This is a genomic window from Variovorax boronicumulans (genome assembly GCF_019352895.1).
In the GTDB taxonomy this organism is placed as follows: Bacteria; Pseudomonadota; Gammaproteobacteria; order Burkholderiales; family Burkholderiaceae_C; genus Variovorax; species Variovorax boronicumulans_A.
The window spans coordinates 169,193-181,817 of the sequence record NZ_JAAAFX010000009.1; the positions used below are offsets into that span (position 1 = coordinate 169,193).

Sequence of the window (12,625 nt, forward strand, 5' to 3'; positions counted from 1 at the left end):
CCGGTCTTACATCAGCGAAAAATCGCGTTCGAATTTCATGAGGTGCTGGCCGCCATCCACCAGCAGCGTGGTGCCGGTGATGGAGCGGTTCTCCAGCGCGAATTTCACGGTGGCCGCCACGTCGGCGGCGGTCGAGGAGCGGCCCAGCGGGCTGGCCGAGTGCAGGTCGCGGAACTTCTCTTCGCTGAGCATGTGGCTGGTGAGCGTGAGGCCCGGCGCGACGCCCACCACCCGCAGCTGCGGCGCGAGTGCCAGCGCCAGGATGGTGTTGGCGGCCTCGAGCGCGGCCTTCGACAGCGTGTAGCTCAGGAAGTCGGGATTCTGGTTCCAGAGCTTCTGGTCGAGCAGGTTGACCACCGCACCCTGCGTGTCGGCGCCGCGCGTGAGCAGGTGCGTGTGCAGCGCCTGCGCCAGCAGCACCGGCGCCGCGGTGTTGGTGCGCAGGTGCGCGTCCAGCGTTGCGAAGCTCATCGTGGCGGCGTCGTCGTGCTCGAACAGCGAGGCGCTGTTGACCACCGCATCGAGCTGGCCGAACTGCGCCACCACCTGCGGCACCAGCGCGCGCACCGCCGCCTCGTCGGCCAGGTCGGCGCCGACCAGCGCTGCGGGCCTGCCCGAGCGCGCGGCGCAGTCGGCCGCGGTCTGGCGAGCCTCGTCGGCCGAATGGCGGTAGTGCACCGCGACCTGCCAGCCGCCGTCGGCCAGCGCGAGCGCGATCTCGCGGCCCAGCCGCTTGGCGGCGCCGGTGACGAGAACGGTGCGCAAGGGGGGCGCGGACGGGGAGGTGGAAGGGGGCAGGGGCATCGGGAGACAATCGGCGGCGTGAAGACCGCTCCTCCAATTTTAACGACCGCCCTCGACCGCCTGATCGGCCGGGCCATTCAGCGCGCCGGTGGCTGGCTGCCGTTCGACCGCTTCATGGCGCTGGCGCTCTACGCGCCCGGCATGGGCTACTACGCGAACGCCAGCCGCAAGTTCGGCCACATGCCCTCGTCCGGCAGCGATTTCGTCACCGCGCCCGAGCTCACGCCGCTGTTCGGCCAGGCGCTCGCGGTGCAGGTGGACGAGGCGCTCAAGCAGACCGGCACCGACGAGGTCTGGGAATTCGGCGCCGGCTCGGGCGCGCTGGCGCTGCAACTGCTGGACACGCTGGGCGAGCGCATCGCGCGCTACCGCATCGTCGACCTGTCGGGCTCGCTGCGCGTGCGCCAGCAGGAGACGCTGGCGGCGCATGCGGGCAAGGTCGAGTGGCTCAGCGAACTGCCCGCGGCGATGCGCGGCGTGGTGGTCGGCAACGAGGTGCTCGACGCGATGCCGGTGCAGCTGCTGGCACGCGCCGGCGGCCATTGGTTCGAGCGTGGCGTGGTCGCGGGCGCGCAGGGCGGCTGGGCCTGGGAGGATCGCCCGACGCTGCTGCGGCCGCCGCTGGACATCGAGGGCGAGCACGACTACCTGACCGAGATCCATCCGCAGGCGCAGGCCTTCGTCGCGACCCTGGCCGACCGGCTCACGCAGGGCGCGGCCTTCCTGATCGACTACGGCTTCCCCGAGTCGGAGTACTACCACCCGCAGCGCCACATGGGCACCGTGATGTGTCACCAGGGCCACCAAGCCGACGGCGACCCGCTGGTGGCGGTGGGCGCCAAGGACATCACGGCGCACGTCGATTTCACCGGCATCGCGCTGGCCGCGCAGGACGCGGGCCTGGCGGTGCTGGGCTATGCGAGCCAGGGGCGGTTTTTGATCAATTGCGGGCTGCTGGCGCTGTCGGACCAGGCCAGCATCGCACAGCGTGCGCTGGCCGCGCACCTGGTGCACGAGCACGAGATGGGCGAACTGTTCAAAGTGATCGCGCTGGGCGCCGGCGAGCCCTGGGAGCCGCTGGGCTTCGCCGAGGGCGACCGCAGCCACACGCTGTAGCCGCGGGGAACGTTCAGCGGTTGCGCACCTTGCGCAGTTCTTCCCGCAGGAACTCGCCGGCCTCGCGCGGCGGTGCATCGCCGACCTTCACCTTGTAGGGCTTGCCGGTCATCTCCGAGCGCGAGGCGCAGAGGTCGATGAAGTCCTCGGCGCTCGTGATCTTCTCCTTGAAGTAGGCGTACTTCGCCTGCATGTGCTGCGCCGCCTCGGCCGAGGTGTGGGCCGTGCCGTTGCGCATGAAGCTCAGCGTCGTCATCTGCTCCACGCGCTGGATCAGCGCGGTGATCGTCGCGTGCTCGTCGGCCGAGGGCGTGGCCAGCGCGAGCGACGCGCAGGTCAGCAGCACGGCGGGCAGCAGCCGCTTCAGCCATCGAACCCATGCCATGCCGTGTCTTTCGTGAACCTGAGATGAGCCCATGCTAGACAGGGCTGCCATGCCATGTCAAACGCGCTCGGGTCTAATCGACCCTCCGCAACGGCTTCCGTCCTCTTTGCTTCCCATGCGCCCCCTGCCCGACCTGCTCCGCACTGCCCATGCCCTCGCCGACGCGGCGGCGGCCCAATCGATGGCGTATTTCCGCACGCCGCTGGACATCATCACCAAGGCCGACGAAAGCCCGGTGACGCTGGCCGACCGCGCCGCCGAGACCGCCATGCGCACCGCGCTGGCCGCCGCACTGCCGGAAGACGGCATCTACGGCGAGGAGCACGGCCAGGAGCGGCTCGAGGCCGGCCGCGTCTGGGTCATCGACCCGATCGACGGCACGCGCAGCTTCATCACCGGCTCGCCGCTGTGGGGCACGCTGATCGGCGTGCTCGAAGGCGATCGCGTGGTGCTCGGCATGGTCGACATGCCGGTGCTGGGCGAACGCTGGGTCGGCCAGGCCGGCGTGGGCGCCCACCGCAACGGCGTGGCCGTGCGCGTGAGCGGCTGCAGCGAGATCGCCCAGGCGCGCATCGTCACCACCTCGCCCGACATCTTCGATGCCGCCGACTGGCAGGCCTTCGACGCGCTGAGCCGGCGCTGCGCGATGCGCCGCTTCGGCGGCGACTGCTACGGCTATGCGCAGCTGGCCGGCGGCACCATCGACCTGGTGGTCGAGACCGGCCTGCAGCCCTACGACTACCTCGGCCCGGCCGGGCTGATCGAGGCCGCGGGCGGCGTGATCACCGACTGGGAAGGGCGCGCGCTGGGCCTGCAGTCGAACGGCCGCGTGGTGGCCGCCGCCACGCCCGAACTGCATCGCCAGGCGCTGGCCGCGCTGGCGGCATCGGCCGCCGCTTGAGCGCTGCGCGATGATCCGCTGGCTGATCGTCGTGGTGCTGGCGCTGGTGCTCATGAGCGGGCTCACGACGTGGCTGCGGCGCTTCGGCTTCGGGCGGCTGCCCGGCGACTTCGTGTTCCGGCTCTTCGGGCGCGAGTGGCAACTGCCGATCGCCAGCACGCTGCTGCTGAGCATGATCGCCGCGCTGGTGGCGAAACTGATCTGACGACAGAGAAGAAAAGGAAGAGACGACATGAGAGCGTGCGTGGACATCGGCGGCACCAAGGTCGCCGTCAGCCTGGCCGAAGCCGGCAGCGAACAGCTGCAGGCCCGCCAGACCGAGCCGACCGCCAAGACCGGCGACAACGATGCGGTCGCGCAGCAGGTGCTGCGCCTCATCGATGCGGCCTGCGCCCAGGCCGGCGTGTCGGCCCAGACCATCGAGAGCGTGGGCGTCTCCTCGGCCGGCCCCTTCGTGCTCAAGGACGGCTGCGTCGAACTCGCCACCCCCAACATCTGCGGCGGCCTGGCCGGCCCGGCCCGAGGCCTGCCCAACGACTGGATGACCGCCGTGGTCGAGGCGCCCTTGCGCCAGCGTTTCGCCCGCGTGCGCGTCGAGAACGACGCGGTCGCGGCGCTCGAGGCCGAGCGCCGCTGGGGCGCGCTCCAGGGCATGGACCATTGCGCCTACGTGACCTGGAGCACCGGCGTGGGCGTCGGCCTGTGCGTCGACGGCCATGCCTTGCGCGGCAAGAACGGCAACGCCGGCCATGCGGGCCACACCTTCGTTTCGGACGACGACAACCATGACGCGCTGTGCGGCTGCGGCAACGTGGGCGACGTCGAGGGCCTGATCGCCGGCAACTCCGTGGAACGGCGCTTCACCCAACCCGCGGCCGCGCTGTTCGCCGCGGCCGTGGCCGGCGAGCCGCAGGCGCTGCAGCGCACCGACGCGCTGTGCCGCGTGATGGGCCGCATGCTCTACAACCTGGTGGCCACGCTCGACCTGCAGGCCATCAGCCTGGGCGGCAGCGTGTACTGGCACAACCGCGAATTCCTGCTGCCACGGCTGCAGGCCGAGATCGACGGCCGGCTGCTGCCGCTGACGCGCGGCGTGCGGCTGCTGTCGGCAGGGCTGGGCGACAAGGTCGGCGACTACGCGGCGCTGGCGCTGGTCGACTGAGTCGGCCTACAGGAACATGCCGCCCGACGCCTCGATGCGCTGACCGTTGATCCAGCCGTTGCCCGGCTGCAGCAGCAGCGAGATCGCGCCGCCGATGTCGTCAGGCAGGCCGACGCGTCCCAGGGCGGTCTGGCTGGCGATCATGGCGTTGAGCTGCGGGTTGTCGCGCACCATGCCGCCGCTGAAGTCGGTCTCGATCGCGCCCGGCGCCACCACGTTGACGGCGATGCCGCGCGGCCCCAGCTCCTTCGCGAGGTAGCGCGTCAGCACCTCGATGGCGCCCTTCATCGACGCATAGGCCGAAGAGCCGGGCAGGGTGAAGCGGGCCAGGCCGCTCGAGACGTTGACGATGCGTCCGCCGTCCGCGAGCAGCGGCAGCAGCGCCTGGGTCAGGAAGAAGGGCCCTTTGAAATGGACGTCGACCAGGGTGTCGAACTGCGCCTCGGTGGTGTCCGCGAAGGCCGCATGCGTGCCGATGCCGGCGTTGTTCACCAGATGATCGAAGGTCGCGCGCTGCCAGGTGCGGGCCAGCGCCGCCTTCACCTGCGCGGCGAAGGCCGGGAAGCTGGCGCTCTGCGCGACGTCCAGCGGCAGCGCCACCGCGCGGCGGCCCAGCGCTTCGATCTCGCCCACCAGCTGCTGTGCTTCGTCGGCGCCGCTGCGGTAGGTCAGGATCAGATCGGACCCTTGGCGGGCCAGGTGCTGGGCGGTGTTCCTGCCGAGGCCGCGGCTCGCGCCGGTGATGAGGGCGATGGGTGCGTTCATGGTCTGTCCTGAAGGGGTTGTGATCGGTGAATGGACTTTAGGAAAAGACAGTCCAGCGATAAATCCCCGAAAGAAGACCTGACTGTTCAGATGTGGAGAACAATGCGCCCATGAGCATGGACCTCGGCGCGCTGCGCACCTTCGTCAAGGTCGCCGAACTGGCGAGCTTCACCCGCGCCGCCGAGCAGCTGGGCATGCCCAAGGCACGGGTCTCGACCACGGTGCAGCAGCTCGAGGCCGAGCTGGGCACGCGGCTCCTGCACCGCACCACGCGCACGGTGCGCCTCACAGCCGATGGCGAGCAGTTCCGCGAGCGCTGTCTGCTGCTGCTGGCCGACGCGGACGAGTTGCAGTCGCTGTTCCAGCGCGCCCCCGGCGCCTTGCGCGGCCGGCTGCGGGTCGACGTGCCGATCGGCATGGCGCAGGCGGTGCTGATGCCGCGGCTGCCCGCCTTCCTGGCCGCGCATCCGCAGCTGGCGCTCGAACTCAGCACCACCGACCGCCGGGTCGACCTGGTGCACGAGGGTTTCGACTGCGTGCTGCGCGTGGGCGCGCTCGAAGCCTCCGAACTGGTGGCGCGCCGGCTGGGCGAACTGGCGCAGGTCAACGTCGCCAGTCCGGCCTATCTCGCGCTGCATGGCGTGCCGCACACGCTCGACGACCTGGCTTCGCACCGGCTGGTGCGCTACGCGCCGGGGTTGGGCGCCGGGCCGGCCTTGTGGGAGTACCAGGAAGAGGGCCAGTACCGGACGCTGGCCATGCCGAGCGCGCTGACCGTGACCAGCAGCGACGCCTACCAGTCGGCCTGCCTGGCCGGCCTGGGCCTGATCCAGGCGCCGGTCATCGGCATGCAGCCGCTGATCGACGCGGGCCGGCTGGTGCGGGTGCTGCCCGGCTTCGATGCGCCGGCGATGCCGGTGTCGCTGCTCTATGCGCACCGGCGCCAGCTGTCGAAGCGGGTGCAGGCGCTGATGGCCTGGATGGACGAAGTGCTCGCGCCCTTCCTGGCCGGCAAGCCCTGAACGCGGCGTTCAGCGCACCTGGGGCATGGCGCCGAGCGTGTCGAGGAAGGTGCGGCGCCACCAGTGCACGTCGTGCTCGCGGATGCGCTGCAGCAGCTTCTGATGGCGTGCGCGCCGCTCTTCCAGCGGCATCTGCAGCGCCTGCTGCACGGTCTCGGCCGTGCCGTGCACATCGTAGGGGTTGACCAGCAGCGCTTCCTTCAGCTGCTCGGCCGCGCCCGCGAAGCGCGACAGCACCAGCACGCCCGGATCGGCCGGGTCCTGTGCCGCCACGTACTCCTTGGCCACCAGGTTCATGCCGTCGCGCAGCGGCGTCACCAGGCCCACGGCCGCGGCGCGGCACAGGCCCGGGACGCGCTTGCGCGCGACCATGCGGTGGATATAGCGCACCGGCATCCAGTCGAGCTCGCCGTAGTCGCCGTTGATGGCGCCGCACAGCGACTCGAGCTCGCGCCGGATGTCGGCATAGGCGTCGACCGATTCGCGCGTGGGCGACGCGATCTGGATCAGCGTGGCGCTGCGGCGGTTCTCGGGATAGTTGGCCAGCAGCTCGCGGAAGGCGCGCACCCGGTGCGGAATGCCCTTGGAGTAGTCCAGCCGGTCGATGCCCAGCAGCAGGCGGCGGCTCGCGTACTCGCGCTTCATGGTGTCGTACATGTCGCGCGATTCCTTGGCGTGCGTGAGCGCCGCGAATTCGTCGACGTCGATGCCGATCGGGAAGGCGGTGCAGCGCACGGTCTGGCCGTAGGCGCGGTACATGTCGTCGCCCAGCGCCTCGCCGCGGGCCTCGTTCTGCACGTAGTGCGCGAAATGCTGCACGTCCTGGTTGGACTGGAAGCCGATCAGGTCGTAGGCGAACAGCGAACGCGCAAGCCATTCGTGCTGCGGGATCGCCGCCATGATGATCTGCGGCGGCAGCGGGATGTGCAGGAAGAAGCCGATGCGCTGCCTGCAGCCCATGGCGCGCAGTTCGGCGGCCAGCGGGATCAGGTGATAGTCGTGCACCCAGATGATGTCGTCTTCCTTGAGCAGCGGCATCAGCTTGCGGGCGAACAGCTGGTTCACGCGGCGGTAGCCGCCGATGAAGCCAGCGTCGAAATTGGCCAGGTCGAGGCGGTTGTGGAACACCGGCCACAGCACGTCGTTGCTGTAGCCCGCGTAGTAGCTGTCGTGGTCCTCGCGGCTCAGGTCGATGGTGGCCAGCGTGACCTTGCCGGCCTGCTGCTTGTGCAGTTCGCCTTCGCCGGTCGGTCCGTCCTCGACGATGGTGCCGCTCCAGCCGAACCACAGGCCGCCGGTCTGCTGCAGCGATTCGCCCAGCGCCACCGCCAGGCCGCCGGCAGCGGGCTTGCGCGGGTCGGCCACGCGGTTGGAGATCACGACCAGGCGGCTCATAGCTTGACCTCCGGGCGCGGCCCGTTGGCGAGCAGGTCGCGCGCCTCGAGAAGCCACTCGTAGACCGCCAGCGTTGAGTCGAGCCGGTGCAGCGCCTGCGTGGGCCCGGAGCCGACCTTGATCGCGATGCCGCCGCGCGGCTGCACGACGGCGAAGCCGCTCTCGTCGGTGGTGTCGTCGCCCGCAAAGACCGGCACCCGGCCGGCGAAGGGGGCCTCGTGCAGGAAGGCGTCGATGGCGATGCCCTTGTTGATGCCCGCCGGCTTGACCTCGAACACGAACTTGCCGTGCAGCAGTTCCAGCTGCGGCTGGCCATCGAGCACACGGACCATGGCCTCGCGGCAGATGGCTTCCAGGTCGGGCGCCATGCGGTAGTGCAGCGCGATCGCCGCATGCTTGCGCTCCACCAGCAGGCCGGGATGGGCGCCCGCGAGCTCGTTGCAGGCCTCGAGCACGAAGCCCAGGTCGGGCGCGCGCTGCTCCTGCATGTGGCCTTCGGCATCGCGGCGCTGCACGCCGTGCTCGCCGGCGGCCGGCAGGCGCAGCGGTGCGAGGAAACGGTCGATCGCGTCGATCTGCCGGCCCGACACGATGGCCAGTGCGCCGCCCAGCAGTTCGTGCAGATCGGTCAGCAGGGCGACGAGGGCGGGTGGGACTTCGATGGCCTCCGGCGTTTCGGCGAGGGCCACGAGGGTCCCGTCGAAGTCGAGGAAGAGGGCGGCGTCGGGGGTGAGTCTTGGAGGCGTCTGCATCGGTCTGTCACCTTAGCAGCGCGCCGTGCCGTGCCGCGTCGGCCAAAGCCGCGACCCTTGCGTTCAGCCCGAAGTCTGGAGCCAGGCGGCGACGGCGGCCGTGCGCGCACGTGCCACCGCCTCGCCGATCGCCGGCCCGGTGGCGCCGGCCGCCGCCGCAGCCTGCGCGATCGGGCGCGTGGCCACCGCCAGTGCGGCGTCCAGTGCGGCCTGCAGGCGGTCGCGCTGGGGGTAGGCGCGTTCCTCGAAGCCCAGCCGGCCGCGCGCGTCGCATTCGCAGGCCTGCAGCACCTGCGTGAAGCGCTGCGGCTTGCGCAGCGCGTCGCAGCGCTCCAGCAGCCGCATCAGCGCCGCGGCGCCCAGTTCGGCGCTGCGGTGGATGTTGCCGTGCTCGCGCGCCACCACCTCGGCCAGCTCGCGCAACTCGACCGGCACACGCCAGCGTTCGCACACCGCCTGCAGCAGCTTGACGCTGCGCTGCTCATGGCCGATGTGGCGCGGCAGCACGTCGGCCCGCGTCGTGCCCTTGCCCAGGTCGTGCACCAGGCAGGCGAAGCGCACCGGCAGGGGCGCTTCCAGCTGTGCCGCCATGTCGAGCACCAGCATCAGGTGCACGCCGGTGTCGATCTCGGGGTGGTGCGCCTCCGGCTGCGGCACGCCCCAGAGGCGGTCCACCTCGGGCAGCAGCACGGCCAGGGCGCCGCAGTCGCGCAGCACCTCGAACATGCGCGAGGGCTTGGCTTCCATCAGGCCGCGCGACAGCTCCTGCCAGACGCGCTCGGGCACCAGCGCGTCGACCTCGCCGGCGGCCACCATCTCGCGCATCAGCCCCAGGGTTTCCGGTGCGATCCCGAAATCGGCGAAGCGGGCCGCGAAGCGCGCCACGCGCAGGATGCGCACCGGGTCTTCGCGGAAGGCGTCGGTGACATGGCGCAGCACCTTGTCCTTGAGATCCCGCTGGCCATGGAAGGGGTCGACGAGGTCCGCCGCCTCGGGTGCGGCGGCGCCTGCGCGTTCCGCCGGCAGCGCGATCGCGTTGACCGTGAGGTCGCGCCGCGCCAGGTCCTGCTCGAGCGTGACGTCGGGCGACGCATGCACCACGAAGCCGCGGTAGCCCGGCGCGCTCTTGCGTTCGGTGCGGGCCAGCGCGTACTCCTCGCGCGTGCGCGGATGCAGGAACACCGGGAAATCGCGCCCCACGGGCAGGTAGCCGAGTGCGCCCATCTGTTCGGGCGTGGCACCCACCACCACCCAGTCACGGTCGCTCCCGGAGCGGCCCAGCAGCGCATCGCGGATCGCGCCGCCGACGAGGAAAGTCTTCATGGGTCAAGTGTAGGGAGAATCCCTTGGTGAAAAAAGCACGATCGTTCGTTAAGCTGCCGGAGCCGGTCAGCGGACCCCCCGCGGCGTGCCGGCGGCAATCCATGGAGGCTTTCGTCAAATGAAGAAAACAATGTATGCCCTCACGGCCCTGGCCGTTCTGGGATCGGGCAGTGCCCTGGCCCAGAACGCGGGCGACTGGGTGCTCGGCGCGGGCTGGATTCATCTCGCGCCCCAGGATTCGAGCAAGCCGCTGACCTTCACCTCGCCGATCAACGCGGTCGTGCCGGGCTCCGGCTCCGGCGTGGACAGCTCGAACACCCTGGGCCTGAGCGCGGTGTATTTCATCGACAGCCGCTGGGCCGTCGAGGGCGTGTTCGGCGTGCCGCCGAAGTTCAACCTGCAGGGGGAAGGCTCGCTGGCACCCATCGGCAAATTGGGCGAGGCCAAGCAATGGAGTCCGACGCTGCTGGCCAAGTACTACTTCGGCAACGGCAACGATGCCTTCCGTCCCTTCCTGGGCGTGGGCGCGACCTACGTCTGGTACAGCGACGTCAGCCTGACCCCGGGCCTGCAGGGTGCGCTGGGCGGTCGCCTGGGCCTGCCGCCAGGCGCCACCAGCACCAGCGCCAAGCTCGACAAGTCCTTCGCGCCGGTGTTCAACCTCGGCGCGGCCTGGCAGTTCGACAAGCACTGGGGCGTGTCCTTCTCGGTCTCGTACATCCCGCTCAAGACCACCGCCAAGCTCACCACGCGCACCCTCGGCGGGACCACCGTGGCGACCAGCGAGGCTCGCCTGAAGCTGGACCCGATCGTGACCTACCTGTCGGCCACCTACCGTTTCTGATCGTCATTGCTGTCACACACGAAAAAACGCCGCGCATCGCGCGGCGTTTTTCGTGGCACGCGGCCGTTGTTCAGTCGCGCAGGCGGTAGGGCTCGTCGACCACCACGAAGGCGTGCTCTTCGAGCGCCGCGTCGGTCCAGGTCTTGACGCCAGGCAGCGCATGCACGCGCGCGACATAGGCCGCGACCTCGGGCGGCACCGGCAGCGCGTAGGTCTTCAGGCGCGAAGCCATGGGCGCGTAGTAGGCGTCGGCGATGCTGAAGTCGCCGAACAGCATCGGCCCGCCATGGCGGGCCAGCAGGCCGCCCCACAGTTGCACCAGCCGCGCCAGTTCGCCGCGCACGTCGGCGCGGTCGCGCATCAGCAGCCGGCCCTGCGATGCCAGGTCGGCCTCGACGTTCATGCCGCAATGGTTGCGGATGGCGCGGAAGCCCGCATGCATCTCGGCGCAGGCGCTGCGCGCTTCGGCCCGCCGCGCCTTGTCCGCCGGCCACAGCGCCCTCTCGGGGAAGGATTCGGCCAGGTACTCGGCGATGGCCAGGGTGTCGGACACCACGATCTCGCCGTCGACCAGGAAAGGCACGGTGCCCGCGGGATTGAGCGGCTGCACGGTCTTCCTGAACTGCGAATCGGGCTCGGAGAAATCGTCGCCGAAGCGGACCATCACCTCCTCGAAGGGAATGCCGGCCTGGGTCATCAGCACCCAGGGGCGCATGGACCACGAGGAGTAGTTCTTGTTGCCGATGTAGAGCTGGAGCATGGCGATTCTTCCGCGACCAAAAGACACCATGCTAGCGCCGCCGCGGCCGCCGATTGATGCCCAAGCGCGGCGCCACTGATGCGTTCAGCGTGGCGGCGGCGGTCCGGGGTCCTTCGAGAGCAGGGTCTGCGACAGCGCGGTGGCGGGCCGGAAGCCCGGCACGCGGCCCAGCAGGGTCACGATGCGCGGCACCAGGCCCAGCACGACCAGGGCGAGCAGCGTGCTCAGCACCGCCGTCACCTCGCGTCCCAGGCCGCAGGCCATGCCGATGGCTGCGGTCAGCCAGAGGCCGGCCGCGGTGGTCAGGCCCTGCACCTGCTGTTCGTCGCGGCCCGACTTGAGGATGGTGCCGGCGCAGAGGAAGCCCACGCCCGCCACCAGCCCCTGGATGACGCGGCTCATGTCGGCCGGCAGAATGCCGGTCTGCTGCGGGATCAGCACGAACATCGCCGAGCCGATGGCCACCAGCATGTGGGTGCGCACGCCCGCGGCCTTGCCGTGCTGCTCGCGCTCGAAGCCCAGCATGAAGCCGAGCACGGAGGCGAGCAGCAGCCGCACGAGGATGCGCACGAATTGCGCGAGGTCGGGGACATCGGAGAACTCCGAGGCGATCACCGCAGTGACGTCGTTCCACCAGTCCATGGTCGTGCGTATCGGGCAGTTGAGAAGCCCGCGAGTGTCGCGCGACGGGGCGCCTCGGCCTGTAGGCTGGCGCCCTGTTCGGCGCGACCGCTCAGATGCGCGCGCCGGTCGGCGAGGCCGCCACGGGGGGCGGTGCCTCGTGATGCGCGGTGATGCCGACGTGCACCGGCAGTCCCGGCAGATGCCCGTGCCAGCGGCGCACGGCGCGCTGGAAGAACATGCTGTTGGGGATCTTCAGCGTGGTGCCGGCCTCGGCGCTGCCGCTTTCCTCGAGCGTGGTGTAGACCAGGTTGATGTCCAGCACGCGGCCGCGCAGGCCGGGCTTCTCGCCGTTCTCGAGCACCTCCACCACATCGTCGAGCCGGAACATCCGCGTCATGAAGATCAACAATGCGCAGAAGATGTTCGACAGCACGCTCCAGGCCGCGAAGAAGGCCACCGCGCCGACGGCCGCGAAGCCGGTGAAGGCGGTCCAGAGCACCGTGCCCGAGACGCCGATGCGTCCCAGGCTCCAGAGGATGGCACCGCCGTAGATCAGGAAGCCCGCGACCCGGCGCGAGGCCATGGCCACCTGGGTGGGCAGCGCATAGCCGGTCGCGACCCGCAGGATCAGGCGCCGGACGATGCGGTAGAGCAGCCAGGCGCCCAGCAGGATCAGCACGATCTGCACGGTGGGGACGATGAGCTCGAGCCATTCGAGCACCCACTCGGGCAGGCTGGCCCGCAGGTTCTGCAGCGATCGGTTCATGTCGTC

The 12,625-nt window shown here is 70.3% G+C and carries 15 protein-coding genes; 6 read left to right on the plus strand and 9 right to left on the minus strand.

Annotated features, from left to right (window positions below; genetic code table 11):
* Positions 1-6 precede the first annotated feature (6 nt).
* On the minus strand, positions 7-804 hold the full coding sequence (locus tag K0H49_RS20025) for an SDR family oxidoreductase (protein WP_219216189.1): 798 nt from the start codon (positions 802-804) through the stop codon (positions 7-9).
* Between the two features lie 9 nt (positions 805-813).
* On the opposite strand from K0H49_RS20025, the gene K0H49_RS20030 reads away from it, so the two are divergent.
* Positions 814-1,920 carry a class I SAM-dependent methyltransferase gene (locus K0H49_RS20030; RefSeq protein ID WP_374122425.1) on the plus strand — a complete coding sequence of 369 codons (1,107 nt, stop codon included), beginning with the start codon at positions 814-816 and terminating at the stop codon, positions 1,918-1,920.
* Between the two features lie 13 nt (positions 1,921-1,933).
* Here the strand turns inward: K0H49_RS20030 and K0H49_RS20035 are convergent, their stop codons facing one another.
* Complete coding sequence (locus K0H49_RS20035; RefSeq protein WP_219216191.1) at positions 1,934-2,305, minus strand: DUF5329 family protein; 372 nt, start codon at positions 2,303-2,305, stop codon at positions 1,934-1,936.
* A 115-nt stretch (positions 2,306-2,420) separates the two neighbouring features.
* Here K0H49_RS20035 and hisN point away from each other — a divergent pair, with 115 nt between their 5' ends.
* From hisN to K0H49_RS20050, 3 genes are read left to right on the plus strand one after another with little or no spacing between them, the layout of a single operon-like run.
* Positions 2,421-3,206: a histidinol-phosphatase gene (hisN, locus tag K0H49_RS20040; RefSeq protein WP_219216193.1), complete on the plus strand. Its 786-nt coding sequence runs from the start codon at positions 2,421-2,423 to the stop codon at positions 3,204-3,206.
* 10 nt (positions 3,207-3,216) lie between these two features.
* Positions 3,217-3,411, plus strand: coding sequence for a DUF2905 domain-containing protein (locus K0H49_RS20045; protein ID WP_219216195.1), 195 nt, complete (start codon positions 3,217-3,219; stop codon positions 3,409-3,411).
* A gap of 27 nt (positions 3,412-3,438) precedes the next feature.
* A complete protein-coding gene (locus tag K0H49_RS20050) occupies positions 3,439-4,368 on the plus strand; it encodes an ROK family protein (RefSeq protein WP_219216197.1) in 930 nt (309 codons plus the stop codon).
* A gap of 6 nt (positions 4,369-4,374) precedes the next feature.
* On the opposite strand, the gene K0H49_RS20055 is transcribed toward K0H49_RS20050, so the two are convergent.
* The gene (locus K0H49_RS20055; protein WP_219216199.1) at positions 4,375-5,133 is read right to left on the minus strand and encodes an SDR family NAD(P)-dependent oxidoreductase; all 759 of its coding nucleotides are present in this window, start codon (positions 5,131-5,133) and stop codon (positions 4,375-4,377) included.
* Positions 5,134-5,243: 110 nt separating this feature from the next.
* On the opposite strand from K0H49_RS20055, the gene K0H49_RS20060 reads away from it, so the two are divergent.
* Complete coding sequence (locus tag K0H49_RS20060; RefSeq protein WP_219216202.1) at positions 5,244-6,155, plus strand: LysR family transcriptional regulator; 912 nt, start codon at positions 5,244-5,246, stop codon at positions 6,153-6,155.
* Between the two features lie 9 nt (positions 6,156-6,164).
* Here the strand turns inward: K0H49_RS20060 and otsA are convergent, their stop codons facing one another.
* The 3 genes from otsA to K0H49_RS20075 form a co-directional block, all read right to left on the minus strand.
* Complete coding sequence (otsA, locus tag K0H49_RS20065; protein WP_219216204.1) at positions 6,165-7,550, minus strand: alpha,alpha-trehalose-phosphate synthase (UDP-forming); 1,386 nt, start codon at positions 7,548-7,550, stop codon at positions 6,165-6,167.
* Positions 7,547-8,302, minus strand: a complete 756-nt coding sequence (gene otsB / locus K0H49_RS20070; protein ID WP_219216207.1) for a trehalose-phosphatase — start codon at positions 8,300-8,302, stop codon at positions 7,547-7,549. Before otsB ends, otsA begins: the two co-directional genes overlap by 4 nt.
* Positions 8,303-8,365: 63 nt before the next feature.
* Positions 8,366-9,625, minus strand: a complete 1,260-nt coding sequence (locus K0H49_RS20075; RefSeq protein WP_219216208.1) for a multifunctional CCA addition/repair protein — start codon at positions 9,623-9,625, stop codon at positions 8,366-8,368.
* 118 nt (positions 9,626-9,743) lie between these two features.
* Here K0H49_RS20075 and K0H49_RS20080 point away from each other — a divergent pair, with 118 nt between their 5' ends.
* Entirely contained in the window at positions 9,744-10,469 is a 726-nt protein-coding gene (locus K0H49_RS20080; RefSeq protein WP_219216210.1) for an OmpW/AlkL family protein, read from the plus strand.
* Between the two features lie 70 nt (positions 10,470-10,539).
* Here K0H49_RS20080 and K0H49_RS20085 read toward each other — a convergent pair whose 3' ends face one another.
* The 3 genes from K0H49_RS20085 to K0H49_RS20095 all read right to left on the minus strand — a co-directional run bounded on the left by K0H49_RS20085 (position 10,540) and on the right by K0H49_RS20095 (position 12,619).
* Positions 10,540-11,229, minus strand: a complete 690-nt coding sequence (locus K0H49_RS20085) for a glutathione S-transferase family protein (protein ID WP_219216212.1) — start codon at positions 11,227-11,229, stop codon at positions 10,540-10,542.
* An 84-nt stretch (positions 11,230-11,313) separates the two neighbouring features.
* A complete protein-coding gene (locus K0H49_RS20090) occupies positions 11,314-11,871 on the minus strand; it encodes an MgtC/SapB family protein (RefSeq protein ID WP_219216214.1) in 558 nt (185 codons plus the stop codon).
* A 91-nt stretch (positions 11,872-11,962) separates the two neighbouring features.
* Positions 11,963-12,619 carry a mechanosensitive ion channel domain-containing protein gene (locus K0H49_RS20095; RefSeq protein ID WP_219216215.1) on the minus strand — a complete coding sequence of 219 codons (657 nt, stop codon included), beginning with the start codon at positions 12,617-12,619 and terminating at the stop codon, positions 11,963-11,965.
* Between the last annotated feature and the right edge of the window lie 6 nt (positions 12,620-12,625).

What these genes read in the sequence shown, in the direction of transcription:
- K0H49_RS20060 (WP_219216202.1), top strand. Translation starts at nt 5,244, where the DNA reads ATGAGCATGGACCTCGGCGCGCTGCGCACCTTCGTCAAGGTCGCCGAA.
- K0H49_RS20055 (WP_219216199.1), bottom strand. Translation starts at nt 5,133, where the DNA reads ATGAACGCACCCATCGCCCTCATCACCGGCGCGAGCCGCGGCCTCGGC.
- otsA (WP_219216204.1), bottom strand. Translation starts at nt 7,550, where the DNA reads ATGAGCCGCCTGGTCGTGATCTCCAACCGCGTGGCCGACCCGCGCAAG.
- K0H49_RS20095 (WP_219216215.1), bottom strand. Translation starts at nt 12,619, where the DNA reads ATGAACCGATCGCTGCAGAACCTGCGGGCCAGCCTGCCCGAGTGGGTG.
- hisN (WP_219216193.1), top strand. Translation starts at nt 2,421, where the DNA reads ATGCGCCCCCTGCCCGACCTGCTCCGCACTGCCCATGCCCTCGCCGAC.
- otsB (WP_219216207.1), bottom strand. Translation starts at nt 8,302, where the DNA reads ATGCAGACGCCTCCAAGACTCACCCCCGACGCCGCCCTCTTCCTCGAC.
- K0H49_RS20085 (WP_219216212.1), bottom strand. Translation starts at nt 11,229, where the DNA reads ATGCTCCAGCTCTACATCGGCAACAAGAACTACTCCTCGTGGTCCATG.
- K0H49_RS20090 (WP_219216214.1), bottom strand. Translation starts at nt 11,871, where the DNA reads ATGGACTGGTGGAACGACGTCACTGCGGTGATCGCCTCGGAGTTCTCC.
- K0H49_RS20080 (WP_219216210.1), top strand. Translation starts at nt 9,744, where the DNA reads ATGAAGAAAACAATGTATGCCCTCACGGCCCTGGCCGTTCTGGGATCG.
- K0H49_RS20025 (WP_219216189.1), bottom strand. Translation starts at nt 804, where the DNA reads ATGCCCCTGCCCCCTTCCACCTCCCCGTCCGCGCCCCCCTTGCGCACC.
- K0H49_RS20035 (WP_219216191.1), bottom strand. Translation starts at nt 2,305, where the DNA reads ATGGCATGGGTTCGATGGCTGAAGCGGCTGCTGCCCGCCGTGCTGCTG.
- K0H49_RS20045 (WP_219216195.1), top strand. Translation starts at nt 3,217, where the DNA reads ATGATCCGCTGGCTGATCGTCGTGGTGCTGGCGCTGGTGCTCATGAGC.
- K0H49_RS20050 (WP_219216197.1), top strand. Translation starts at nt 3,439, where the DNA reads ATGAGAGCGTGCGTGGACATCGGCGGCACCAAGGTCGCCGTCAGCCTG.
- K0H49_RS20075 (WP_219216208.1), bottom strand. Translation starts at nt 9,625, where the DNA reads ATGAAGACTTTCCTCGTCGGCGGCGCGATCCGCGATGCGCTGCTGGGC.